General features: G+C 67.2%; 20 protein-coding genes. 5 read left to right on the forward strand and 15 right to left on the reverse strand.

What is annotated here, in order from left to right; translation table 11 throughout:
- The 12 genes from secG to rpsA all read right to left on the reverse strand — a co-directional run bounded on the left by secG (position 1) and on the right by rpsA (position 15275).
- Positions 1-249 carry a preprotein translocase subunit SecG gene (secG, locus tag ACK5IN_RS01470; protein WP_416894458.1) on the reverse strand — a complete coding sequence of 83 codons (249 nt, stop codon included), beginning with the start codon at positions 247-249 and terminating at the stop codon, positions 1-3.
- 59 nt (positions 250-308) lie between these two features.
- Entirely contained in the window at positions 309-1097 is a 789-nt protein-coding gene (tpiA, locus tag ACK5IN_RS01475) for a triose-phosphate isomerase (protein ID WP_416894459.1), read from the reverse strand.
- Entirely contained in the window at positions 1088-2302 is a 1215-nt protein-coding gene (locus ACK5IN_RS01480; RefSeq protein WP_416894460.1) for a phosphoglycerate kinase, read from the reverse strand. Before ACK5IN_RS01480 ends, tpiA begins: the two co-directional genes overlap by 10 nt.
- A gap of 4 nt (positions 2303-2306) precedes the next feature.
- Positions 2307-3317, reverse strand: a complete 1011-nt coding sequence (gene gap / locus ACK5IN_RS01485; RefSeq protein WP_416894461.1) for a type I glyceraldehyde-3-phosphate dehydrogenase — start codon at positions 3315-3317, stop codon at positions 2307-2309.
- A 97-nt stretch (positions 3318-3414) separates the two neighbouring features.
- Positions 3415-4041 (reverse strand): superoxide dismutase, encoded by a 627-nt coding sequence (locus ACK5IN_RS01490; protein ID WP_416894462.1) that lies wholly within the window; start codon positions 4039-4041, stop codon positions 3415-3417.
- Positions 4042-4190: 149 nt separating this feature from the next.
- The gene (gene whiA, locus ACK5IN_RS01495; RefSeq protein ID WP_416894463.1) at positions 4191-5162 is read right to left on the reverse strand and encodes a DNA-binding protein WhiA; all 972 of its coding nucleotides are present in this window, start codon (positions 5160-5162) and stop codon (positions 4191-4193) included.
- Between the two features lie 72 nt (positions 5163-5234).
- On the reverse strand, positions 5235-6116 hold the full coding sequence (gene rapZ / locus ACK5IN_RS01500; RefSeq protein ID WP_416894464.1) for an RNase adapter RapZ: 882 nt from the start codon (positions 6114-6116) through the stop codon (positions 5235-5237).
- 28 nt (positions 6117-6144) lie between these two features.
- Positions 6145-8025 (reverse strand): excinuclease ABC subunit UvrC, encoded by a 1881-nt coding sequence (gene uvrC / locus ACK5IN_RS01505; protein ID WP_416894465.1) that lies wholly within the window; start codon positions 8023-8025, stop codon positions 6145-6147.
- A gap of 4 nt (positions 8026-8029) precedes the next feature.
- On the reverse strand, positions 8030-10930 hold the full coding sequence (gene uvrA / locus ACK5IN_RS01510; protein WP_416894466.1) for an excinuclease ABC subunit UvrA: 2901 nt from the start codon (positions 10928-10930) through the stop codon (positions 8030-8032).
- A gap of 100 nt (positions 10931-11030) precedes the next feature.
- On the reverse strand, positions 11031-13127 hold the full coding sequence (gene uvrB, locus ACK5IN_RS01515) for an excinuclease ABC subunit UvrB (protein WP_416894467.1): 2097 nt from the start codon (positions 13125-13127) through the stop codon (positions 11031-11033).
- Entirely contained in the window at positions 13127-13750 is a 624-nt protein-coding gene (coaE, locus tag ACK5IN_RS01520) for a dephospho-CoA kinase (protein ID WP_416894468.1), read from the reverse strand. Before coaE ends, uvrB begins: the two co-directional genes overlap by 1 nt.
- Before the next feature lie 70 nt (positions 13751-13820).
- A complete protein-coding gene (gene rpsA, locus ACK5IN_RS01525; RefSeq protein WP_416894469.1) occupies positions 13821-15275 on the reverse strand; it encodes a 30S ribosomal protein S1 in 1455 nt (484 codons plus the stop codon).
- A gap of 773 nt (positions 15276-16048) precedes the next feature.
- Here rpsA and ACK5IN_RS01530 point away from each other — a divergent pair.
- Entirely contained in the window at positions 16049-16984 is a 936-nt protein-coding gene (locus ACK5IN_RS01530; protein WP_416894485.1) for a 5'-3' exonuclease, read from the forward strand.
- A 144-nt stretch (positions 16985-17128) separates the two neighbouring features.
- Here ACK5IN_RS01530 and trpD read toward each other — a convergent pair whose 3' ends face one another.
- Complete coding sequence (gene trpD, locus ACK5IN_RS01535) at positions 17129-18193, reverse strand: anthranilate phosphoribosyltransferase (RefSeq protein WP_416894470.1); 1065 nt, start codon at positions 18191-18193, stop codon at positions 17129-17131.
- Between the two features lie 118 nt (positions 18194-18311).
- Here trpD and ACK5IN_RS01540 point away from each other — a divergent pair, with 118 nt between their 5' ends.
- Genes ACK5IN_RS01540 through ACK5IN_RS01555 form a run of 4 tightly spaced genes read left to right on the forward strand, consistent with a single transcriptional unit; the run spans position 18312 to position 22732 of the window.
- A complete protein-coding gene (locus tag ACK5IN_RS01540; protein WP_416894486.1) occupies positions 18312-18947 on the forward strand; it encodes a cytochrome c oxidase subunit 3 in 636 nt (211 codons plus the stop codon).
- Between the two features lie 20 nt (positions 18948-18967).
- The gene (locus ACK5IN_RS01545) at positions 18968-19771 is read left to right on the forward strand and encodes a c-type cytochrome (protein ID WP_416894471.1); all 804 of its coding nucleotides are present in this window, start codon (positions 18968-18970) and stop codon (positions 19769-19771) included.
- A 49-nt stretch (positions 19772-19820) separates the two neighbouring features.
- Positions 19821-20897: a Rieske 2Fe-2S domain-containing protein gene (locus ACK5IN_RS01550; protein WP_416894472.1), complete on the forward strand. Its 1077-nt coding sequence runs from the start codon at positions 19821-19823 to the stop codon at positions 20895-20897.
- The gene (locus ACK5IN_RS01555) at positions 20894-22732 is read left to right on the forward strand and encodes a cytochrome b (RefSeq protein ID WP_416894473.1); all 1839 of its coding nucleotides are present in this window, start codon (positions 20894-20896) and stop codon (positions 22730-22732) included. Before ACK5IN_RS01550 ends, ACK5IN_RS01555 begins: the two co-directional genes overlap by 4 nt.
- 900 nt (positions 22733-23632) lie before the next feature.
- Here the strand turns inward: ACK5IN_RS01555 and ACK5IN_RS01560 are convergent.
- Both ACK5IN_RS01560 and ctaD read right to left on the reverse strand, forming a co-directional pair.
- A complete protein-coding gene (locus tag ACK5IN_RS01560; RefSeq protein ID WP_416894474.1) occupies positions 23633-24097 on the reverse strand; it encodes a cytochrome c oxidase subunit 4 in 465 nt (154 codons plus the stop codon).
- A gap of 1 nt (position 24098) precedes the next feature.
- The gene (gene ctaD, locus ACK5IN_RS01565) at positions 24099-25865 is read right to left on the reverse strand and encodes a cytochrome c oxidase subunit I (RefSeq protein WP_416894475.1); all 1767 of its coding nucleotides are present in this window, start codon (positions 25863-25865) and stop codon (positions 24099-24101) included.
- Between the last annotated feature and the right edge of the window lie 2 nt (positions 25866-25867).

A 25867-nucleotide genomic window follows, 5' to 3' on the forward strand; every position in this document is an offset into this window, starting at 1 on the left:
TCAGACTCCCTGGAACTTGGTGATAAGACCCAACGCGACGATCGAGACGAACCACGCCAGAGCGAGCACCACCGTGAAACGGTTGAGGTTGCGTTCAGCAAGGCCCGACGACCCCAGCGATGACGTCGTCCCGCCGCCGAACATATCGGACAGCCCGCCACCGCGCCCCTTGTGGAGGAGGATGAGCAGGGTCAGCAGCAGGCTGGTGATACCCAGCAGCACCTGCAGTATGAACTCCAGAATCGGCACGTGTCACGCCCTTCACCGCGGTCCCGGCGGACCGCACGAGTGTCGATTATACCGAGGCTTCAGACCCCGACGTGCTTCTGATAGCGCACGATGGCCGAGAACTCGTCGACGACGATGCTCGCTCCGCCCACCAGCGCACCGTCCACATCGGGCTCGCGCATGAAGCCGGCGATGTTGCCGGCCTTCACCGACCCCCCGTAGAGGATGCGCGTCCGCTCCGCGGTCACGGGCCCCAGCGCCTCGGCGACCACACCGCGCAGGGCCGCACAGACCTCCTGCGCCTGCTGCGGAGTCGCGGCCTGGCCCGACCCGATCGCCCACACGGGTTCGTACGCGACGACGATGTCGGCGTCTGCCGCAACATCCTCCAGCGCGCGTACGAGTTGCGCGGCGGGCACCGCGCTGGCGCCGTGCTCTTCGAGGTCTTCGGCGGTCTCGCCTACGCAGATAACGGGGACCACGCCGTGGCGCAGCGCCGCCTGGACCTTCCGCCCGACCACCTCGTCGGTCTCGTTGTGGTACTGCCTTCGCTCCGAGTGCCCGACGATGACATAGCCGACCTGGAGCTTGGCGAGGAACTGTGCCGACACCTCGCCCGTGTAGGCGCCGGCATCGTGCTCCGACACGTCCTGCGCCCCGAACGAGAACGGGATGCGATCGGCGTCGATCAGCGTCTGCACACTACGTAGATCGGTGAACGGCGGAAAGATGCCCACCTCGACCGACCCGTCCTCGTGCGCCGCGTCGCGCAGCGACCAGTGCAGCTTCTGCACGAACGCGACCGCCTGCAGGTGGTCGAGGTTCATCTTCCAATTGCCCGCCAGGAACGGGGTCCTACTCACTGCCATCCGAGGACCTCCAGTCCGGGAAGCTTCTTTCCTTCGAGGAACTCCAGGCTCGCACCGCCACCGGTCGAGATGTGACCGAACTGCTCATCGCGGAAGCCGAGCAGCCGCACGGCCGCGGCGGAGTCCCCGCCGCCGACGACGCTGAGCCCGTCCAGCTCCGTGAGCGCGCGGGCGACCGCCTGTGTGCCCGCGGCGAACGGCGCCAGTTCGAAGACGCCCATGGGTCCGTTCCAGAACACCGTCCTGGAACCGACGATGGTGTCAGCGAACAGCTCAGCAGTCTGCGGTCCGATGTCGAGACCGAGCCCGTCTGCTCCGAACGGGGTCTCCTCGAGGCGATCGGCCGCGGCGACGGTCACCTCGGCGTCGGCACGGAAGGCCGAGGCCATGACGGCGTCGATCGGCAGCACGAGCTCGACGCCCCGTTCGGCGGCCTCCGCGATGTATCCGCGCACGGTGTCGAGCTGGTCTGCCTCGAGCAGGCTGTTGCCCACCGCGTAGCCCTGCGCCTCGAGGAAGGTGAACATCATGCCGCCACCGATGCACAGCCGGTCGACCCGCGGCAGCAGATGCGAGATGACGCCGAGCTTGTCGCTGACCTTCGATCCGCCAAGCACGACCGTGTACGGCCGCTCGGGCGTCTGGGTGAGGCGATCGAGCACCTCGACCTCCCTCGCGATGAGCTGGCCCGCCGCCGAGGGCAGGATCTCAGCGAGGTCGAAGACGGATGCCTGCTTCCGATGCACCACACCGAAGCCGTCCGACACCAGCGCATCGCCGAGCTCGGCGAGCTGCTGTGCGAACGCGCGCCGCTGCAGATCGTCCTTCGCGGTCTCACCGGGGGCGAAACGCAGGTTCTCGAGCACCGCGATCTCGCCGTCGCCAAGGGCGTCGACGGCACTGTGGGCCGACTCCCCCACGGTGTCGCGGGCGAACGCGACGGGTGCGCCCAGCAGCTCCGACAGCCGCTGCGCGACCGGCTCGAGGCTGTACCTGGCGTCCGGGGCGCCGTCCGGGCGGCCCAGATGCGAGCACACGACCACGCGTGCCCCCTCGTTGATGAGGTGGTTGAGCGTCGGCAACACCGCCCGCACGCGACCGTCGTCCGTGATCACGCCGTCCTGCAGCGGGACGTTGAAGTCGACACGGACGATGACGCGCTTCCCAGCGAGCGACCCCAGCGAATCGAAGGCGCGCAGTGCCATGACGTCAGAGCTTCTCGGCGACGAGCTCGGCAAGGTCGACGAGGCGGTTGGAGTAGCCCCACTCGTTGTCGTACCACGACGACACCTTGACCAGGTTTCCGCTCACGTTGGTCAGACCGGCGTCGAACACCGACGAGTGCGGGTCGAGCTGGATGTCGGTCGACACGATCGCATCGGTGTTGTACTTCAGGTAGCCCACGAGGGCACCCTCGGACGCCGCCGTCTCATAGGCCGCGTTGATCGTCTCTACGGTGAGCCCCTCGGTCGGGGTGACGATCGTGAGGTCGACGATCGAGCCCGTGGGCACCGGCACACGGTACGACGAGCCGCTCAGCTTGCCGTTGAGCTCGGGCAGCACGAGCCCGATGGCCTTGGCCGCGCCGGTCGACGCCGGCACGATATTGATCGCCGCTGCCCGTGCCCGGTGCAGGTCCTTGTGCGGGCCGTCCTGGAGGTTCTGGTCCGCGGTGTACGCGTGCGCGGTCATCATGAACCCGCGTTCGATGCCGAAGTTGTCGTTGAAGACCTTTGCCAACGGTGCCAGGCAGTTGGTGGTGCACGAGGCGTTAGAGATCACGTCCATGGTCGCCGAGTCGTAGCCGTCGTCGTTGACGCCCATGACGAACGTGCCGTCGACGTCGGTGCCCGGGGCCGAGATAATGACCTTCTTTGCGCCGCCCGCGATGTGCTTCTTGGCGTCGGCGGCGTTCGTGAAGCGGCCGGTCGACTCGATGACGATGTGCACGCCCAGGTCGCCCCACGGCAGGTTGGTGGGGTCGCGCTCCTCGAACACTGTGATGCTTTTGCCGTCGACCGTGATCGAGTCCTTGCTGTACGCCACGTCCGCGTCCAGGCGGCCGCCGACCGAGTCGTACTTGAGCAGGTGGGCGAGGGTCTTGTTGTCGGTGAGGTCGTTCACCGCCACGATGTCGATATCGGCCCCCTGCGCGAGCGCCGCGCGAAGGAAGTTGCGGCCGATGCGACCGAAGCCGTTGATTCCGATCTTGACAGTCACGAATGTAACCCCTGGTTGTGTCGTGCGCAGATGCGCGATTTCTTTCGACTGACGGACAACGGCGTCCCGGCGGTGCCCCACCGGGACGCCCGCGCTGCTATGACAGTACCAGCAGGCCCGCGGCCTTCTCCCGTGCAGCGGTGAAGCGCCGCTGCACGTCGGCCCAGTTGGCGATGTGCCAGAAGGCCTTCACGTAGTCGGCGCGCACGTTCTTGTAGTCCAGGTAGTACGCGTGCTCCCAGACATCCAGCAGAAGCAGCGGGACCGTGCCGGCGGCGAATTGCGACTGCTGGTCGAAGAACTGCTGGATGATCAGGTTCTCGCCGATCGAGTCCCAGAACAGTCCGGCCCAGCCGGAGCCCTGCACGCCGAGCGCCGCGGCGGTGAAGTGCGCTTGGAACTTGTCGAACGATCCGAAGTGGTCGTCGACGGCGGCGGCGAGGTCGCCGGTCGGCTTGTCACCGCCCTCGGGCGACAGGTTGCTCCAGAAGATCGAGTGGTTCGTGTGCCCGCCGAGATTGAAGGCCAGATCCTTCTCGAGCTTGTTGACGTTGGCGAAGTCGCCCTTGTCACGCGCCTCTGCCAGCTGCTCGAGCGCGGTGTTCGCGCCGGTCACGTAGGCCTGATGGTGCTTGTCGTGATGCAGCTGCATGATGGTCGCACTGATGTGCGGTTCGAGGGCCGCGTAGTCGTACGAGAGATCGGGCAGCGTGTACTTCGCCATGTTCGCTTCTTCCTCTATACGCCGCGATTCGCGCGGCAGCGATCGTCGGACGCGCCTCTGAACGGCATCGCCCGGATGATTCTCATCCTAACGAGCGACAACGCGGAAGGAACGGGGGTGCTTCCCGATGTGTCGAACGTGCTTGCACGTCAAAGGTCGTCCGGCACGTTCTCCTCGGTACCCGGGATGTCGTCGTGCTCGGCCTTCTTGTCGGCCATCGCGAGCAGCCGGCGGATCCGGCCGGCCACGGCGTCCTTCGTCAGCGGCGGGTCGGCGTGATGGCCGAGCTCGTCGAGGCTGGCATCGCGGAAAGCCAGCCGCAGCTCCCCCGCCTGGCGGAGATGATCCGGGGTCTGGTCGCCGAGGATCTCCAGGGCACGCTCGACGCGTGCGCACGCGGCGACGGCGGCCTGCGCCGAGCGTCGCAGGTTCGCGTCGTCGAAGTTGACGAGGCGGTTCACGCCCGCGCGCACCTCACGGTGCTGGCGCAGCTGTTCCCACCGCCCCGCGGTCTCGGTCGCACCCATCGCATACAGCGTCGCGCGGATGGCCTCGCCGTCTCGGACGACGACGCGCGGCACGCCGCGCACCTCCCGGGCCTTGGCCGCCACCTGGAATCGGTGTGTAGCGCCGACCAGCGCCATCGCCGCCTCCGCCGTGGGGCAGGTCACCTCGAGCGCTGCCGAGCGCCCCGGCTCGCTGAGGCTGCCGCCAGCCAAAAAGGCACCGCGCCAGATGGCCGAAGCATCCTCTCTCGCTCCCGCGATCAGCCGATTCGGCAGTCCGCGCACCGGACGCCGGCGCTGGTCGAGCAGCCCCGTCTGACGGGCCAGCGTCTCACCGCCGTCCACCACGCGCACGACCCAGCGCAGGCCCTGCCGAGAGCCGGACGCCTGTACCTCCTTGACCTCGGGGCGCACACCGTACAGCTCGACGAGGTCGCGGACGGCGCGGCGGGCGACTGCGGGCGAGTCGACCTCGGCCTCGACGGCGACGCGTCCGGCGATCGAGTGCAGGCCTCCCGAGAAGCGCAGGAGGGTCGTCAGCTCGGCGACCCTGGCTGTCGGGCGCACCTCCCGGACGGCGATCAGCTCGGCCTTCACGTCGGCGGTCAGTGTCACTGTTCTCCTCAGTACTCGATGCGGTGCGGGTGCACGGGATGCGCCGCGCCGCCGTAGGTCCGAACGAACAGCCTACTCACGGCCGAGATCCCGGTGGCGCACACGCACGGCGATACCCTCCTCCTGCGCGAGGCGGTTCCCCAGCTCGATCGCGGTCACGACCGAGCGGTGCTTGCCGCCGGTGCACCCCACCGCGAGGGTCGAATGGCGCTTGTTCTCGCGCTGATAGCCCTGCAGCACCGGATGCAGCGCCGCCGCGTACGCGTCGATGAACTCGATGGCGCCCGGCTGGCCGAGCACGAAGTCTCGCACCCGCGGGTCTTCCCCGGTGAGCGCCTTGAGGTCCTCGCGCCAGAACGGATTCGGCAGGAAGCGCATGTCGGCGACGATGTCGGCGTCGGCGGGCAGCCCGTACTTGAAACCGAAGCTCAGCACCGTGAGGCTGTGCCGGGCCTGACCCTCTTCGGAGAAGAGCTCGGAGATCTCGGTGGCGAGCTGGTGCACGTTGTAGCCGCTCGTGTCGATGATGATGTCGGCCCGCTCCCGCACCGCCGCGAGACGTCGTCGTTCGCGCCGGATGCCGTCGACGATCGTCCCGTCGTCCTGCAGCGGGTGGGGGCGACGCACCGCTTCGAAGCGCCGCACCAGCACCTCGTCGGAGGCGTCGAGGAACACGGTGCGCAGTTTGCGCGCATCGCGCAGCCCGCGAAGCACCTCGGGCAGCTCGGCGAACATCTCGCCGCCGCGTACATCGACGACCGCAGCCACCCGTGGCAGCGTGGCCGACGCAACACCGGACAGCTCCATCAGGGGCTTGAGCATCTGCGGCGGGAGGTTGTCGACCACGTACCAGCCCAGATCTTCGAGCGCATCCGCGGCGGTGGATCGTCCGGCGCCGGACATCCCCGTCACGATGAGCACCTCGTTGGTATCGCGCCCGGCTGCTGTGCCCATCTCTTCCTCCCGTCAGCCTCGTCTCAGCCTATCGAGCCCGGTCCTGCCCGGCGAGGTGCCCGTGCACGGCGGCGGCCAGCGTCGGACCGATCCCGGGCAGCTCGGCGATATCGTCGGGCGTGGCGCGCTTCAGCGCGGCCACGGATCCGAAATGACGCAGCAGTCGCTTGATCCGCGCCTCGCCCAGGCCTGGGACCTCGGCCAGCACCGTCGCGATGTCGCGGCGGCGGCGAGACCGCTGGTGCCGGATGGCGAACCGGTGCGCCTCGTCGCGCAGTCGTTGCAGCAGGTACAGCGCCTCGCTGGTCCGCGGGAGGATGACGGGGAAGTCCTCCCCCGGCAGCCAGACCTCCTCGAGGCGCTTCGCGATCCCGCACAGCGCGATCTCCGGGTGCCCGGCGTCCGCCAGCGCACGTGCTGCCGCGGCCACCTGCGGCGCGCCGCCGTCGACCACGAGCAGCTGCGGCGGGTACGCGAAGCGGCGACGCGCCACCGGGTCCTCGTCGCTCTCGTCACGCCGCAGGTGAGCGAGACGGCGACGCAGCACCTGATACATCGAGTCCGTGTCATCCGTCGTCTCGGCCACGCCGAACGACCGATACTGATCCTTGCGCGGCAGTCCGTCCTCGAAGACCACCATCGAGGCGACCACGTTCGTGCCGCCCAGGTGCGACACATCGAAGCACTCGATGCGCAGCGGTGCCTCGGCGAGTCCCAGCGCCTCCTGCAGGTCGGTGAGCGCCCGTGTGCGGGCCACGTAATCGCTGGAGCGTCGCGACTTGTGCAGGATGAGCGCCTGCTGCGCGTTGAGCGTTGCCGTCTTCATGAGCTCGGCCTTGCGACCGCGCTGCGCGACCTGGACCGAGACGCGCTTGCCCCGCCGCTCCTGCAGCCACAGCTCGAGTTCGGTTGCGTCGTCCGGCAGGGTCGGCACGAGCACGGTGCGCGGGATGTCGGCGGCCGATGCCGCCCCGTAGGCACGCTGCAGCACCTGGTCGACGAGCTCCGCTCCGGCGATGTCGATCTCCTTCTCTACGACGGAGGCGTGCACGCCGCGCACCCGGCCGCCGCGAACGACGAAGTGCTGCACGGTCGCGGCCAGCTCGTCCTCCGCGATGCCGAACAAGTCGGCATCGGTGTGGGCGGCGAGCACGAGCGCACTCTTGCTCAGCACGGCGTCGATCGCCTGCAGCTTGTCCCGGTAGCGCGCGGCAGACTCGTAGTCCATCGCGGCCGACGCCTCGCGCATGCGGCCGGTCAGCTCCCGCGTGAAGCGCTGGTCTCTGCCGGACATGAAGGCGATGAAGTCGTCGACGACGGTACGGTGCTGCTCGATCGTCACTGTCATCGAGCAGGGTCCGCCGCAACGGCCGATCTGCCCGGGGAAGCAGGGGCGGCCGGTCGACATCGCGCGCTTGTACGAGGCATCCGAGCACGTCCTGATCGGGAAGACGCGGATCATGAGATCGATCGTGTCGTGCACCGCCCACACCTTCGGATAGGGGCCGAAGTACTTCGCCCCCGGGATGCGCCGGTTCCGGGTGACGATCACGCGCGGCGCCTCGTCGGCGAGGGTGAGCGCGAGGAACGGATACGACTTGTCGTCCTTGTACCGGACGTTGAAGCGGGGCGAGTACTCCTGGATCCACATGTACTCCAGCTGCAGCGCCTCGACATCGCTGGCGACGACGGTCCACTCCACGGAGGTGGCCGTCGTCACCATCCGCCGGGTGCGTTCGTGCAGCGTGTGCAGAGGCGCGAAGTAGTTCGACAGCCGGGACCGCAGGTTCTTGGCCTTGCCGACGTAGAGCACGCGACCCTCGGCGTCGCGGAACCTGTAGACGCCCGGGTCGGTCGGGATCTCGCCCTTTTTCGGTTTGTACGGCACCGTGGGCGTGCGCGACGCCATGCCGTCAGCCCGCTCTGCGCTGCGGTGCCCCGCTGCCGAACGCACCGTCGAGCACCTCGGCGAGGAACGCCCCCGTGTGGCTGCCTTCCGCGCGCGCCACCTGTTCGGGGCTGCCCACGGCCACGACCTCTCCACCGCCGGCGCCGCCCTCGGGTCCGAGGTCGATGATCCAGTCGGCCGACTTGATCACGTCGAGGTTGTGCTCGATCACGATCACGGTGTTCCCCTTGTCGACCAGCCCGTTCAGCACCTCCAGCAGCCGCGCGACGTCTTCGAAGTGGAGACCCGTCGTCGGCTCGTCGAGCACGTAGATGGAGCGCCCGTTCGAGCGACGCTGCAGCTCGGTGGCCAGCTTGACCCGCTGCGCCTCGCCGCCGGACAGCGTGGTCGCCGACTGGCCGAGGCGCACGTACCCCAGTCCCACATCGACCAGGGTGCGCAGGTAGCGGTGGATGGCGGGGATCGGCTCGAAGAACTCCGCCGCCTCGGTGATCGGCAGCTCGAGCACCTCGGCGATGTTCTTGCCCTTGTAGTGCACGGCGAGGGTGTCGCGGTTGTACCGCTTGCCGTGGCACACCTCGCAGTCGACGTAGACGTCGGGCAAGAAGTTCATCTCGATCTTGATCGTGCCGTCCCCGGAGCAGGCTTCGCAGCGCCCGCCCTTGACGTTGAAGCTGAATCGGCCCGGGAGGTAGCCGCGCACCTTCGCCTCGGCGGTCTCGGCGAACAGCGATCGGATCCGGTCGAACACACCCGTGTACGTGGCCGGGTTCGAGCGCGGCGTGCGTCCGATCGGCGCCTGGTCGACGTGCACGACCTTGTCGAGGTTGTCGAGTCCGGTGACGCGCGTGTGCTTCCCGGCGACACGGCGCGCACCATTGAGCCGGGTGGCCAGCACCTCGTACAGGATGCCGTTGACCAGTGACGACTTGCCGGAGCCGCTGACGCCGGTCACCGCGGTCATCACCCCGAGCGGGAAGTCGACGGTGACGTCCTTGAGGTTGTTCTCGCGCGCACCCACCACCGTGACCTGACGCTTCTTGTCGATAGGGCGGCGTGCGGCCGGCACGGGGATCTCGCGCCGGCCGGAGAGGTAGTCGCCGGTGATCGACGCGCGTTCGGCGAGCAGGGCGTCCAGCGGCCCGGAGTGCACGACCGTGCCACCCTCGAGCCCCGCGCGCGGGCCGATGTCGACGATCCAGTCGGCGGCGTGCACGGTCTCTTCGTCGTGTTCGACGACGATCAGCGTGTTCCCGAGGCTCTTGAGGGCCAGGAGCGTCTCGATGAGACGACGATTGTCGCGCTGGTGGAGACCGATGGAGGGCTCGTCGAGGACGTACAGCACGCCCGTCAGCCCTGATCCGATCTGCGTCGCGAGCCGGATGCGCTGCGCCTCCCCGCCGGAGAGCGAACCGGCCGCGCGCCCCAGGCTCAGGTAGGTGAGCCCCACCTGGATGAGAAAGTCGAGGCGCGCGCGGATCTCACGCAGCACCGCCGCGGCGATATGCGCCTCGCGCTCGGTCAGCTCCAGCTCGGCGAAGAACTGCTGCGCCTCGCCGAGGCTCATCCGCGACGCGTCGGCGATCGAGCGGCCGTGCACCAGCACTGCCAGCACCTCGGGCTTGAGTCGCGCGCCGTCGCACGCCGGGCAGGGCACCTCGCGCAGATACTCCGACCATCGCTGTCGCTGGTTGTCGGACTCGGCCTGGAGGTACTGCCGCTCGATATACGGCACGACGCCCTCGAAGCCGGAGGCATAGCGCATCTCGCGGCCGTACCGGTTCTTCCACCGCACCGTGACCTTGTAGTTCTCGCCGCGGAGCACGGCCTCCCGCACCGCCTCGGGCAGATCTTTCCACGGGGTGTCCAGCGAGAAGTCGAGGTCGGCCGCGAGGCCCTCCAGCAGCCGCTCGTAGTACTGGAAGAGCCCCTTCCCCTGCGTCGTCCAGGGGATGAGGACGCCCTCGCGGATCGACAGTGCCTCGTCACCGAGCATCAGCTCGACGTCGACCGACATGCGGGTGCCGAGCCCCGAGCAGACGGGGCACGCGCCGAAGGGCGCGTTGAAGGAGAACGTGCGCGGCTCGATCTCGCTGAGCTGGAGCGGATGTCCGTTGGGACAGGACAGCTTCTCGGAGAACGACTGCCATGCGGCGTCCCCCTCCTCGTCGACGAAGTTCGCCTGCACGATGCCGCCGGCCAGTCCCAGCGCTGTCTCGACCGAGTCGGTGACGCGGGACAGGATGTCGGGGCCGGCCGCCAGCCGGTCGACGACCACCGCGATGTCGTGCTTGTAGCTCTTCTTCAGCGCGGGCGGGTCGGACAGCTGCACGAGCTCGCCGTCGACGATCGCCCGCGAGTAGCCCTTGGCCCCGAGCTCGCGGAAGAGGTCGACGAACTCGCCCTTCTTCTGCGTGACCACCGGTGCGACGATCTGGTATCGCGTGCGTTCGGGAAGCTCCATGAGCTGGTCGGCGATCTGCTGGACGGTCTGCCGCTGGATGCGCTCGCCGCACTCGGGGCAGTGCGGGATGCCGATGCGTGCCCACAGCAGACGCATGTAGTCATGGATCTCGGTGATCGTGCCGACGGTGGACCGCGGGTTGCGGTTCGTGGACTTCTGGTCGATGCTGACGGCCGGCGACAGACCCTCGATGAAGTCCACGTCGGGGCGGTCCACCTGACCGAGGAACTGCCGCGCGTAGGCGCTCAGCGACTCGACGTAGCGGCGCTGGCCCTCCGCGAAGATCGTGTCGAAGGCCAGGCTCGACTTGCCCGAGCCGGACAGTCCCGTGAACACCACGAGAGAGTCGCGGGGGATGTCGAGGTCCACGTCCTTGAGGTTGTGTACGCGAGCGCCCCGGACACTGAGTTTTCCGGCGGTCGCGACAGGGATGATGGGCACCAGACAAGTCTAAGAGCGACCACCGACACCGGCTTCGTCCGGTTCGGTGCGGGGACAGCGACGCGCCGTCCGGATGCCGCGGGCGATGCGACATATCGGCTCACGCGTGACCGGCGACCTCCATTGCCCGCAGGTCGCGCTTCATCTCCTGCACCTCGTCGCGAAGGCGCGCGGCCAGTTCGAACTTCAGCTCCTCGGCGGCGGCCAGCATCTGATCCGAGAGGTCTTTGATCGTCGCCTCCAGCTGGGCCGCACCCTCCGCCGCGATCCCCTCGCGCCGCAGCTGCGGGGTCGGGCTCTTGCCCTTTCCGGACGCGCCGGACCGCGATCCCTGACCGCGTCGCGCACTGCCGCTCAGCATGCGGTCGGTGTCCGCGCCTTCCCGGGCGAGCACCTCGGTGATGTCGGCGATGCGCTTACGCAGCGGCTGCGGGTCGATGCCGTTGACGCGGTTGTACTCGAGCTGCTTCTCGCGGCGCCGCTCGGTCTCGTCGATGGCACTGCGCATGGAGTCGGTGATCGTGTCGGCGTACATGTGCACCTCGCCCGACACGTTGCGCGCCGCGCGCCCGATCGTCTGGATCAGAGACGTGCCGCTGCGCAGGAATCCCTCTTTGTCGGCGTCGAGGATCGCCACCAGCGACACCTCGGGCAGATCGAGGCCCTCGCGCAGCAGGTTGATGCCCACCAGCACGTCGTAGACGCCCGAGCGCAGCTCGGTGAGCAGCTCGACGCGCCGCAGCGTGTCGACGTCGGAGTGCAGGTAACGCACGCGCACGCCGTGCTCGCCGAGGAAGTCGGTGAGCTCCTCCGCCATCTTCTTGGTCAGCGTGGTGACCAACACCCGCTCGTCGCGCGCGGCTCGCACCCGGATCTCCTCGAGCAGGTCGTCGATCTGACCCTTGGGGGGCTTGACGACGATCTTCGGGTCCACGAGGCCGGTCGGACGGATGATCTGCTCGACGACGCCGTCGGCGACGCCCATCTCGTAGCGGCCGGGCGTCGCCGACAGGTACACGGTCTGCCCGATGCGCTCTTTGAACTCGTCCCAGCGCAACGGCCGATTGTCCAGTGCGCTGGGCAGCCGGAACCCGTGCTCGACGAGGGTGCGCTTGCGCGACGCATCCCCCTCGTACATCGCGCCGATCTGCGGGACGGTCACGTGCGACTCGTCTATGACCATGAGGAAGTCGTCGGGGAAGAAGTCGAGCAGCGTATGCGGCGGCTCGCCCGACTCGCGCCCGTCGAGGTGGCGCGAGTAGTTCTCGATGCCCGAGCAGAAGCCCAGCTGCTGCAGCATCTCGAGGTCGAACGACGTGCGCATGCGCAGCCGCTGCGCCTCCAGGAGCTTGCCCTGGCCCTCGAGCTCCTTCAGCCGCACGGCCAGCTCGTCCTCGATCGTGCCGATGGCGCGCTGGATGACGTCGGTCCCGGCCACATAGTGGGAGGCCGGGAAGATCGGCACGGAGTCCAGCTTCTGCACCACGTCGCCGGTGAGCGGATGCAGCATGTACAGCGCCTCGATCTCGTCGCCGAACAGCTCGATGCGGATCGCGTATTCCTCGTAGACGGGGATGATCTCGATCGTGTCGCCGCGGACGCGAAAGTTGCCTCGTGAGAAATCGACGTCGTTGCGGTTGTACTGCATCGCGATGAACTGGCGGATAAGCGCGTCGCGATCGTAGCGCTCCCCCACCTGCAGGGCCACCATCGCGCGCAGGTACTCCTCGGGGGCACCCAGGCCGTAGATGCACGAGACCGTGCTCACCACCACGACGTCGCGGCGGGAGAGCAGCGAGTTCGTGGTGGAATGCCGCAGTCTCTCCACCTCGGCGTTGATCGACGAGTCCTTCTCTATGAAGGTGTCCGTCTGGGGGACGTAGGCCTCAGGCTGGTAGTAGTCGTAGTAGCTGACGAAGTACTCGACCGCGTTGTGCGGCATCAGGTCGCGGAACTCATTCGCCAGCTGCGCGGCGAGAGTCTTGTTGTGCGCGAGCACCAGGGTCGGCCGCTGCACCTGCTCGATGAGCCACGCCGTGGTCGCCGATTTGCCGGTGCCCGTGGCGCCGAGGAGGACGACGTCGGTCTCGCCCGCGTTGATACGTGCAGCGAGCTCGGCGATCGCCTGCGGCTGGTCGCCGCTGGGCGCATACTCGCTGACGACCTCGAAGGGCCGCACCGATCTCGTGGTCTGCATCACTCCAGCGTAGGCGGCGCGGCCAGAAGCGCCGGGAGCCGTCGCCACAGATCGTCAGCCTGGCGCAGGGTCTCGTCGAGCTCCCCCGAAGTGTCGATGACGACGTCGGCCACGGCGAGTCGACGCTCGTCCGGCACCTGCGATGCGAGGCGTGCCGCGGCATCCTCTTCCGTCAATGCGCGCAGCTCCACGAGTCGCCTGCGCCGCACGCCGGCCGGCGCGTGCGCGACGACGATGAGGTCCCATGGGTCGTCGACACGGGCCTCGACCAGCAGCGGCACGTCATAGACGACGACGCCGGCGGGATCGGCCGTCCGGGCCTCGGCCAAACGCTGCGCAGACAGCGCACGCACGGCGGGGTGCACGATCGCGTTCAGCCGTGCGAGCTGCTCGGGGTCTCCGAATGCGCGTGCCCCCAACGCCGCACGATCCAGTGATCCGTCGGCACGGAGGATGTCGCGGCCGAACGCGGCGGCCAGCTCGGCCAGCACGGGCGAGCCCGGCTGCTGCACTTCGCGCACCAGCGCATCGGCGTCGATCACAGTGGCGCCGTGCTCGGACAGTCGCCGTGCGATCGTGGACTTGCCCGACGCGATTCCGCCGGTCAGTGCGATGAGAGCCATGGAGAGAGTCTGCCAAAGAACGGCGAAGGGTCGGAGACCGCAGGCTCCGACCCTTCGTCACGCACCGCGCTCAGCGACCGGACAGCTTCTCACGCAGTGCTGCGAGCGCCTCGTCGTCGGCGAGGGCGCCGCCCCGGCCGGAGTCGCCGGTGAACGACGACGGCGCCGACTCCACACCCTCGGGGGTGTTGGCCTCCGCCTCGATGTTCTTCGCGACCAGTTCCTTGTGGGCCTCCCAGCGCGCCTGAGCGGCGGCGTACTCCTGCTCCCACTTCTCGCGCTGCTCGTCGAAGCCTTCCAACCACTGGTTGGTCTCCGGGTCGAAGCCCTCGGGGTACTTGTACTCGCCGTTCTCGTCGTACTCGGTGGTCATGCCGTACAGCGCGGGGTCGAACTCGGTGCCGTAAGGGTCGACCGACTCGTTGGCCTGCTTGAGCGACAGCGAGATGCGACGGCGCTCGAGGTCGATGTCGATGACCTTGACGAAGACCTCTTCGCCGACCGACACGACCTGCTCGGCGAGCTCGACGTGCGTGCCCGACAGTTCGGAGATGTGCACGAGGCCTTCGATGCCGTCCGCGACGCGCACGAACGCACCGAACGGAACGAGCTGGGTGACCTTGCCCGGCGTGACCTGTCCGATGGCGTGCGTGCGGGCGAAGACCTGCCACGGGTCCTCCTGCGTCGCCTTCAGCGACAGCGAGACGCGCTCGCGGTCGAGATCGACCTCGAGGATCTCGACGGTGACCTCCTGGCCCACCTCGACGACCTCGCTGGCGTGCTCGATGTGCTTCCACGACAGCTCGGAGACGTGCACGAGGCCATCCACGCCGCCGAGGTCGACGAACGCACCGAAGTTGACGATCGACGACACGACGCCCTTGCGGACCTGACCCTTGTGCAGGTTGTTCAGGAAGTTCGAGCGCGACTCGGACTGCGTCTGCTCCAGCAGAGCGCGACGCGAGAGCACGACGTTGTTTCGGTTCTTGTCGAGCTCGAGGATCTTCGCCTCGATCTCCTGCCCGAGGTACGGCGTCAGATCGCGCACGCGGCGCAGCTCGATGAGAGATGCCGGCAGGAAGCCGCGCAGGCCGATGTCGACGATGAGACCGCCCTTGACGACCTCGATGACCTGGCCGGTGACGACACCGTCCTCTTCTTTGATCTTCTCCACGTCGCCCCACGCGCGCTCGTACTGCGCACGCTTCTTCGAAAGGATGAGGCGGCCTTCCTTGTCCTCCTTCTGGAGCACAAGGGCTTCGACGTGGTCCCCGACCACGACGACCTCGTTCGGGTCGACGTCGTGCTTGATGGAGAGCTCGCGCGAGGGGATGACGCCCTCGGTCTTGAAGCCGACGTCGAGCAGGACCTCGTCGCGGTCGATCTTGACGATCGTCCCCTCGATGATGTCGCCGTCGTTGAACGACTTGATGGTCAGTTCGACCGCGGCCAGGAAGTCTTCAGCAGATCCGATGTCGTCGACGGCGACCTGCTTGGTGGCCGGGGCGGTCGTTGCGGTAGTCATGTAGTGGGTTGTCCTTGGATTCGGGGGTGTCGGGCACGGGCGTGCCGAAGCATCCCGTGCGAGGTGGATTGTATGATGCAGAGTCGTGAACGCATGGCGATGACGCCACACGAGTGACACTCCACAATATCAGAACTGCGCCTACGCTTTAACAGCGAGCGCTCCCCCGGTCTCGATCATCACCCCGCGTCGTCGTCTGGTCGTCATGCCGGTCATCTGCGCTGTGTTCACGGCGATGGGCGTGGTCATCCTGCTGCTGGCTGCGTGCCACCCGGAGCCACACGGGCTGGGATCTCGCGTGGCCTGCCACCCTGCTCGACCGCACGCCGCGCGAGGCGGCCGCCGCAGCGCTCAGCGCGCTCGGCACACGCGGTGAGCACCTCTTCCACCGCGAACGAGGACGGCAGTCGCGTGCCCCGCGCCCCTTCGATGAGGCGACCGGTGCGATGCCCGAGCACATCCGTGTGCGGGTTCTGCGCCGCAGCGCTCATGCGCGCCGTCGACCAGAACGTCTGACTCGGGCACCGGGCCGTCCAGGGCCTCCCGGATCACCCGGAACGTCGGCGCGCCGATACCCTGCTGACGCTGGAGCGCCGCGGCATCCGCCAGCTCCTCCGGAGTGCGTCCCGCGACCACGCCGCCGCCATGCGGAACGCCTTCGATCTGCAGCGCGACGAGCGCTCGCGCTCGAGCAGAAAGGCGATCTCGTTCAGTGCGTCGAGAGGATCAACTCCGTCAGTCCGCCGTGCAAGGATGACCGCGTGGCCCGACTCATGCTGCTCGACACCGCCTCTCTGTACTTCCGCGCGTTCTACGGCGTGCCCGACACGGTGCGCGCCCCGGACGGGACGCCCGTGAACGCCGTGCGCGGACTGCTCGACATCGTCACCCGGCTCGTCACCGAGTTCCGCCCGACGCACCTGGTCGCGTGCTGGGACGACGACTGGCGTCCGCAGTGGCGCGTCGACCTCGTTCCCGGCTACAAGGCGCATCGCGTGGCGGACGAGGTCGCCGGGGCCCCCGACGTCGAGATCGTCCCGGATGCGCTCGAGATGCAGGTGCCGATCATCCGCGAGGTCCTGGCGGCAGTCGGCGTCGCCGTGGTGGGCGCTCCTGGGCACGAGGCGGACGACGTGATCGGCACGCTGGCCGCCACCGCTGACATGCCCGTCGACGTCGTGACCGGCGATCGCGACCTCTTCCAGGTCGTCGACGACGCCCGCCGGGTACGCGTGATCTACACGGGCCGGGGAATGGCGCGCCTCGAGGTCTTCGATGACACGGTCGTGTTCGCCAAGTACGGCGTGCACGCCGCCCAGTACGCCGACATGGCGGTGATGCGCGGGGACCCGTCGGATGGACTGCCCGGCGTCCCGGGCATCGGCGAGAAGTCGGCGGCACAGCTGCTGGATCGCTTCGGCGACCTGGCCGGCATCCGGGCCGCTGCCACCGACCCTGCGGCGTCGATGACTCCCGGGCAGCGGGCGAAGCTCACCGCCGCGGCCGACTTCCTGGAGGTCGCGCCAACGGTCGTCGAGGTCGTGCGCGACCTTCCGCTGCCGGCCTTCGACGCGGCCCTGCGCCCGCTGGACGATGCACAACAGACCGCGCTCGCACACCTCGCGGTCGAGCACGGGCTGGGCACGACCGCCCGGCGAACGGCGGCCGCTCTGGCCGCATCCGCCGATGAGACGAGCTCGAGGCTCTGAGCACGACCGGGGCGCTCGCCAGGCGCTTCAGCGCCCAGACTGCGGGCCAGGTTACTCTGTCATCGCTACGGCCACGGAGTCCGTCGGCATGTCGTCGTGCACCTCTCGCCCCTCCGATGCATCCCGAGCGGATGCGCCTCGGTGTCACCCTGACGACAGCTCGCGGGTCACAGCCACCCACAGATCGAGCGTGCGCAGTGCCGACCCGTCGTCGATCGCCGCGGCAGCGGCATCCTTCGCCTCGGCCAGACGCTCCAGGATCGGGCGACCCACCTGCGCCGGGTCCTGCGAGAGACGGAACGCGACGATCCCGGCGGCGGTGTTCAACAGGACGATGTCGCGCACCGGCCCCTGCTCCCCGGCGAGCACCCGGCGCACCACCTGGGCGTTGTATGCGGGCTCGCCTCCGAGCAGGTCGTCGATGTCGGCGAGGGGAATGCCCAGGTCTCGCGGATCGAGATCGTGCTCGTGGATGTCGCCGAGGCTGACCTCCCAGAGCCGGCTGTGCCCGGTCGTGGTGAGCTCATCGAGGCCGTCGTCGCCGCGGAACACCAGCGCCGTAGCGCCCCGGGTCCGGAACACGCCGGTGATCAACGGCACACGATCGAGGTGGGCCACGCCGACCGCGTTCGCCTCGGCGCGCGCCGGATTGCACAGCGGGCCGAGGAAGTTGAACACCGTCGGCACCCCGAGCTCGGACCGCGTCGGCCCGGCGTGCCGGAAGCCGGGGTGAAAGGCGGAGGCGAACGCGAACGTGATCCCGGCACGCTCGAGCACGACGGCCACCTGTTCGGGAGAGAGGGTGAGGTCGAGCCCGAGCGCGGCGAGCACGTCCGACGCGCCCGACGAGGAGCTCGCAGCCCGGTTGCCGTGCTTGACGACCGGCACACCCGCAGCCGCTGCGACGATCGCCGACATGGTCGACACGTTGACAGTCCCGTACTGGTCTCCGCCGGTGCCGACGATGTCGAGGACGTTCGGGTCGACGGGCAGCGGAAGCGCCGCCTCGAGGATCGCGTCGCGGAACCCCACGATCTCGTCGACGGTCTCTCCCTTGGCGCGCAGGGCGACGAGGACTCCGGCCAGCTGCGACGGCGTCGCCTCACCGCGCATGATCTGACGCATCGCCCACGTCGACTCCCAGACGCTGAGATCGCGGCCCTCCAGCAGCGTGGAGATCAGATCGGCCCAGGAAACGCGCTCCGCCATATCTGCGATCCTAGTGGCGCTTTCGGCGACTTCTCGGTCATCTCTTAGGCAGTCCTAAGTCGCCGCGTGGACGAATCGAGGGCACGCCTGCGAAAATCGACGCGCGAAATCGGCCATAATAGGGAGCGTGACAACCCCAGCTACCTTTGCCCCCGTGCCAAGAGGCATCAAGCGTCCCGATCCCGTCGCGGTCGGGACGATCGTGTGGCTCGGCAGCGAGGTCATGTTCTTCGCCGGTCTTTTCGCGATCTATTTCACGCTCCGGAGCACGTCTCCCGAGCTCTGGGAATATCGCACCGACATGCTGAACGTGCCCTACGCGCTCGTGAACACGCTGATCCTCATCGCCTCGTCCTTCACATGCCAGGCCGGCGTCTTCGCCGCTGAGCGCCTGCAGCCGTACACGACGCGCACGCCGAAGTACCGCTGGGGCATGGTCGAGTGGTTCTTCCTCACCTTCGCCCTCGGCGCCATCTTCGTCACCGGCCAGGTGTGGGAGTACGCACAGCTGGTGATGGAGGGCATGCCGATCACCGCGGATGCCTACGCGTCGGCCTTCTACCTGACCACCGGCTTCCACGCACTGCACGTGACCGGCGGGCTCATCGCCTTCCTGCTGGTCATCGGCCGCGCCTACGCGGTGAAGAACTTCGGTGCCAAGGAGGAGACGACCGCGATCGTCGTCTCGTACTACTGGCACTTCGTTGACGTCGTGTGGATCGCGCTGTTCGCGGTCATCTACTTCCTGAAGTGAGAGCGGAGCACATTCCCGACATGGCACGAGAGAAGAAGCATCGCTCGACCGGGCGCCGCAGCCCGTGGGCAGCCGCTGCGCTGATCGGCATCGGTCTGCTCATCACCGGCGGGGCCTACGCCGGCGCGTCGGCGGCCATCGCATCCACCGCCGCGACGGCGGACGTGAGCAGCGGGCTGACCGTCGAGGACGGCAAGAAGCTGTTCCAGGCCAACTGCGCGACCTGCCACGGCATGGACCTGCAGGGGACGCAGAACGGGCCGTCGCTGTACGGTGCCGGAGAACTGGCTGTCTACTTCCAGGTGTCGACAGGGCGCATGCCGCTGCAGATGCAGGGACCGCAGGCGCCGCAGAAACCCGCGCAGTTCACCGAGGCCGAGACGGCTGCGATGGGCGCGTACGTGCAGTCGATCGCCCCCGGTCCCAGCTATCCCGCCGACGATGTGCTGGACGGCGAGGGCGATGTCGCGCAGGGTGCAGAACTGTTCCGCATCAACTGCGCGATGTGCCACAACGTCGCCGCTGCCGGTGGCGCGCTGACCGAGGGCAAGTGGGCTCCCGCGCTGCACGACACCACGGCGCTCAACATGTACGCCGCGATGGTGACCGGACCGCAGAACATGCCGGTGTTCAGCGACCTGAACCTCACCACCGAGGACAAGCGCGACATCATCTCGTCTCTGCTGTGGCTGCAGAGCAACCCCGCGCCCGGAGGATTCACTTTGGGCGGGCTGGGCCCGGTATCCGAAGGTCTGTTCATCTGGATCTTCGGCATCGGCGGGCTGATCGCCATCACCGTATGGATCACCGCGAAGTCGAACTGATCCCAGCACAGCACGACGATCTCACAGAACGGAACGCACGAGGAGCACAATGGCACACGAGGTAGAGGCGCACGGCGACGACAGGTCACACGTGCCGTCGCCGGGACTCGCGGTGGCCGTTCAGGACCCGGTGGAGGTGCCTGGCCTGCCGCCGCACCGCGAACGGGTCACCGACAAGGACCCCGGCAAGATGAGGTCCGCCGTCCGCACGGTGTACACGCTGTTCTACGTGTCCCTCGCGGGCAGCATCTGGGCCATTGCGGCGTACATGCTCTTCCCGATCGAAGACGGTCAGGTCTCGAGCATCTACGCGAACAACATGTTCATCGGGCTGGGCATCGCCCTCGCTCTGCTCGCGATCGGGGTCGGGGCCATCCACTGGTCCAAGGCCATCATGAGCGACAAGGAGTTCGTCGAGTACCGGCACCCCACGCGCGGCCTGGACTCCACGCGAGCTGCGGCGGTCCAGGCATTCGCCGATGCGAACGAGGAATCGGGCTTCGGCCGTCGCGGCATGATCCGCGGATCCCTCTTCGCCGCACTCATCGCATCGATCCTGCCCGGAATCGTGCTGTTCCGCGGTCTTGCACCGCAGAGCACGCCGAGCGACCCAGAGGCAGGCGATCCGGTGGCACTGCTGAGCCACACGATGTGGGAGAAGGGGATGCGCCTCGCGCACGACCCGACGGGGCGGCCCATCAAGGCTTCGGACGTGACCCTCGGTTCTGCGTTCCAGATCATTCCTGAACCGCTCCCTGAGATCAGCCACCAGGACGGCTACCTCGACAAGAAGGCGAAGGCAATCGTTCTGCTGGTGCGCCTTCGTCCCGAGCAGCTCAGCGCCGAAACCAACCGGCTCGACTGGACGTATGACGGCATCGTGGCGTACTCGAAGGTCTGCACCCACGTCGGCTGCCCTGTCGCCCTGTACGAGCAGCAGACCCACCACCTGCTCTGTCCGTGCCACCAGTCGCAGTTCGATGTCGCCAACGGAGCCGCCGTCATCTTCGGCCCTGCAGCGCGTCCGCTGCCCCAACTTCCGATCACCGTCGATGACGAGGGGTATCTCATCGCCCAGGATGACTTCCACGAACCCGTCGGCCCGAGCTTCTGGGAGCGTCATTGAGTACCGCCACCGTCACCGAGGAGCGCGAGTCGACGACTGACACGCGAGACAAGCCGCTTGGCGGCCGATTCGTCGGCTGGGCCTCGAACTACATCGATGAACGCACCAGCCTGTCGGGATTCGTGAAGGAGCTCGGCCGCAAGATCTTCCCCGACCACTGGTCATTCATGCTGGGCGAGATCGCGTTGTGGAGCTTCGTGGTCGTGCTGCTGTCCGGCACGTTCCTCACCTTCTTCTTCCAGGCCTCCATGGTCGAGACGCACTACACGGGCAGCTACGAGCCGATGAGGGGCGTCGCAATGTCGGCCGCCCTCGACTCGACGTTGCGGATCTCGTTCGATATCCGCGGCGGCCTGCTGGTGCGTCAGATCCACCACTGGGCCGCACTCGTGTTCGTCGCAGGCATCGGCGTGCACATGCTGCGTGTCTTCTTCACCGGGGCGTTCCGCAAGCCGCGTGAGCTGAACTGGGTCATCGGATTCATCCTCTTCATCCTCGCGATGGCCGAGGGCTTCACCGGCTACTCCCTGCCGGACGACCTGCTCTCCGGAAACGGTCTGCGCATCATCGATGGCATGATCAAGGGTCTACCGGTCATCGGCACCTGGACCTCGTTCCTGATGTTCGGCGGTGAGTTCCCGGGAGACCAGATCGTCGGACGCCTCTACACCCTGCACATCCTGCTGCTGCCCGCCATCCTCGTCGCGCTGCTGCTGCTGCACCTCATGCTGATGGTGATCAACAAGCACACGCAGTTCGCCGGCCCCGCACGCACGAACGAGAATGTCGTCGGCTATCCGATGATGCCGGTGTACATGTCCAAGATGGGCGGGTTCTTCTTCATCACCTTCGGTGTGATCGTGCTGATCGCCTCGGTGTTCCAGATCAACGGGATCTGGAGCTACGGCCCCTACGACCCGTCCCCCGTGTCTGCCGGGACACAGCCGGACTGGTACATCGGGTTCGCAGACGGCGCCCTGCGCCTTGTGCCGCCGCATCTTGAGTTCGTGTGGCTCGAACACACCTGGTCGTGGAACATCATCCTGCCGATGCTCGTCCTCGGACTGTTCATCGTTCTCGTGCTCATCTACCCCTTCATCGAGGCGTGGATCACCGGAGACAAGCGGGAGCACCACATCGCCCAGCGACCGCGCAACGCTGCAACACGCACTGCGATCGGCGCCGCCGGTGTCGTGTTCTACGCCGTGTTGTGGGCGGCTGCCTCGTCCGACATCATGGCAACGCACTTCCGTCTGACGATGGAAGGGGTCATCCATTCCCTGCAGGCTCTGCTCATCCTCGGACCGATCGTCGCGTACTTCGTCACCAAGCGCGTCTGCATCGCGCTGCAGAAGAAGGACCGCGAGATCGCCCTGCACGGATACGAGTCCGGGCGCATCGTGCGGCTTCCCGGCGGTGAATACATCGAAGTGCATCAGCCGGTGGACGAGTATGAGCGCTACAAGCTCGTGGGCTACGAGACCTACGCTCCGCTCACTGTGCGGCCGAACGCCCAGGGCCGCATCGGCTTCTGGCAGAACGTGCGCGCCGGGATGTCGCGGTGGTTCTTCGAGGACCGACTGATCCCCGTCACACAGGCGGAGCTCGACGAGGCGCTGTCGCACCAGCAGCACACACTCGAGCACATCCAGCACGAAGAAGAGGTCGAGATCCAGGGCGCACACGCTCGGGCGGGCTTCCCCGATGCCCCGCTGGATCCGCTCGATCCGGAGTTCCGCTCCGAGACGGCCGTGAAGCCATCGCATCTGATCACCTCCGAGACCGAGCCCGAGACGAAGCCTCCGCGCAACAAGGACAAGGACCGCGACCAGTAGTTCCGGGCGCCTCACCGCGGCGAGTCGCATCTTCTGTTCTCAGAGGGTGCGACTCGCCGTTTCCCGCGTCGGGGAGTCCGTTAGCGGAGTCCGCGAGTGCGTGGCGTGCTCTCCGGCGTTGTCTCGCTTGCCGCGTTCCGCGGGCGGGACCCACAGAACGCGGCAAGTGGAACGCCGCAAGGGGAAGTACGCTCGGCGACGTCTCGCCCTTGGTTTGACGGGGGCTCTGATCATCCCGGAAGCATGAGGGGTCGTGCCGGAGCTGAGGAAGTATCCCGTTGCGTTGAAGGAGCATGCGATCTGGATGGTTCTGGACGTTCGTGATGAGTCGGGTGGGCGGCACGGTGTCTGCACGCGAGTCGGGCAGCTCGGCATTCCTGTCGACACGCTGCGCGGCTGGGTGTAGCGTGCCAAGATCGACGAAGGCACCCAGTCGGGCCCCTCGACGGACATGCCGTTGCACGAGTACGGGACAGCGACGCTTCCGCATCGCCGCGCTCGTAGCCGACATGCTCGGTCAGCTCGCTCTCCAGCCCGCGGACTGATAGCCATGGTCTCCGTAAGGTTCTCCTTGGTGGTGGATCTCACCCCTCACACAGACCATCTGGCACCCGCGACTCACCCGCCGCGAGCTTGACAAGTTCGGGGTCGACGGCGCGTCACGCCGTCTTCCACGATGTACCGAGTTGCCGGGCGAGACGTCGGACAGTGGCATGCTCGCGTCGCGGTTATCCGTTCGCTCACGCGACCGCACGCTTCGTGATCGATCCGCGCGGCACGACCAGCGACGGAACCAGCTCCACGAACGTCTCTGCGGACACCCTCAACCCACCAGATGTCCGAAGAGACTGTTTGGGCAGGGATCTCCGCAAAACCGCGGTCGACAGTACCGAGGGGTGCCTAGCGTGCGAAGTACCCGCGGTAATACTCGTAGACCCAGCCGATGATGGCGACAGCCACGACTGCGACGCCGATCGGCAGAAGCCAGGTGCCGATCGCGAGCCCCAGAACGAGGATCCCGGCAGCCGAAGCCAAGACGACCGGCCACCACGACCAGGGGCTGAAATGGCCCTGCTCGGGGTCACCGTCGTCCACGACGGCCGTCAGCACGTCCTCGGGGAGGTCTCCGCGTTGGGCCTTGTGCACCCGCTGAAGGTAGAAGGCAATCAGCGCAGCCATGAAGGCGATGAAGAAGAGTGTGACCGTGCCCACCCATTCGATGGAAACCGTGGTGATCGTCCACCAGTCGGCCCCGGGCACGACGTTGCTCTCCCAGTAGGTCGCCAGGTTCCAGGCCGTGTAGACGCCACCGATCAGGAGGAAGAAGACGGTGAGCACCCACCAGACGACGATGTTCGTACGCACGTTACTTGACCTCTCCGTCGGCGACGTCGACGGCCGGGGCGCCCGGCGCATCCTTGACATGACCCCCGCCGACCGGGACGCTCGCCTCGGGGTGATTGATGTCGAACGCGGGACGCTCGCTGCGGATGCGCGGGATCGAGGTGAAGTTGTGACGCGGCGGAGGACAGCTCGTTGCCCACTCGAGCGATGCGCCGTAGCCCCAGGGATCGTTCACCGTCACCTTGGGAGCCTTGCGCGCCGTGATCCACACGTTGAACAGGAACGGGATCATCGAGGCGCCAAGAAGGATCGCACCGTACGTGGAGATCTGGTTCTCCCACGTCCAGCCGTCGGATTCGGCGTAGTCCGCGTAGCGGCGAACCATTCCGTCGACGCCCAGCCAGTGCTGGATGAGGAACGTCATATGGAAGCCGATGAACAGCATCCAGAAGTGCACGTACCCCAGCCGCTCGTTGAGCATGCGCCCCGTCCACTTCGGCCACCAGAAGTAGAAGCCGGCGAACATTGCGAACACGACGGTGCCGAACACCACGTAGTGGAAGTGCGCGACCACGAAGTACGAGTCGGTGACCTGGAAGTCCAGCGGCGGCGATGCGAGGATCACACCGGTCAGACCCCCGAACACGAACGACACGAGGAAGCCGAGTGCGAACACCATGGGCGTCTCGAACGTGATCGACCCACGCCACATCGTGCCGATCCAGTTGAAGATCTTCACGCCCGTGGGCACGGCGATGAGCATCGTCATCAACGAGAAGAACGGCAGCAGCACGGCACCGGTTGAGTACATGTGGTGCGCCCACACCGACACAGACAGCGCGGCGATGGAGATCGTCGCATAGACGAGCGTCTTGTAGCCGAAGATCGGTTTGCGGCTGAAGACGGGGAAGACCTCCGAGACGATGCCGAAGAACGGCAACGCGATGATGTAGACCTCTGGGTGACCGAAGAACCAGAAGAGGTGCTGCCACAGCAGCACGCCGCCGTTGGCGGGATCAAAGATATGCGCGCCGAGCACACGATCTGCCGCGGCGGCGAAAATCGCGGCGGCGAGAACCGGGAAGACCATGATCACGAGGATGCTGGTGATCAGTGTGTTCCAGGAGAAGATCGACATGCGCCACATCGTCATGCCGGGAGCGCGCATCGTGACGATCGTCGTGATGAAGTTCACCGCGCCGAGGATTGTGCCGAAGCCGCTCAGGCCGAGCCCCAGCATCCAGAGATTTCCTCCGACGCCGGGAGAGAAGGTCGCTCCGGCGAGTGGCTGATAGGCGAACCAACCGAAGGATGCCGCGCCCTGCGGCGTGAGAAAGCCGGCGACCGCAATCGTCGAGCCGATGCCGAACAGCCAGAACGCAAAGGCGTTCAGGCGCGGGAAGGCGACATCGGGCGCCCCGATCTGCAGCGGCATGATGACGTTGGCGAAGCCGGCGAAGAGGGGCGTCGCGAACATCAGCAGCATGATCGTGCCGTGCATCGTGAACAGCTGGTTGTACTGCTCCTTGGTCGGCACGATCTGCATGCCGGGCTCGAACAGTTCCGCGCGGATGATCAGCGCCATGACGCCGCCCAGCATGAAGAACAGCACCGACGTGATCAGGTACATGTACCCGATCGTCTTGTGGTCGGTGGAGGTCATCCACTTGACGACGATGTTGCCCTTCTGCTCGGTGCGCGATGCGCTGAGCAGTGCGGCCTGGCGGGGCGGGAGCGTGGTCGGTCGGTCGTGCGCCTGATCGGACTGCGGCGGGAGGGTCGTCGTCATGC

Source organism: Microbacterium sp. (assembly GCF_047971895.1).
Lineage (GTDB): Bacteria > Actinomycetota > Actinomycetes > Actinomycetales > Microbacteriaceae > Microbacterium.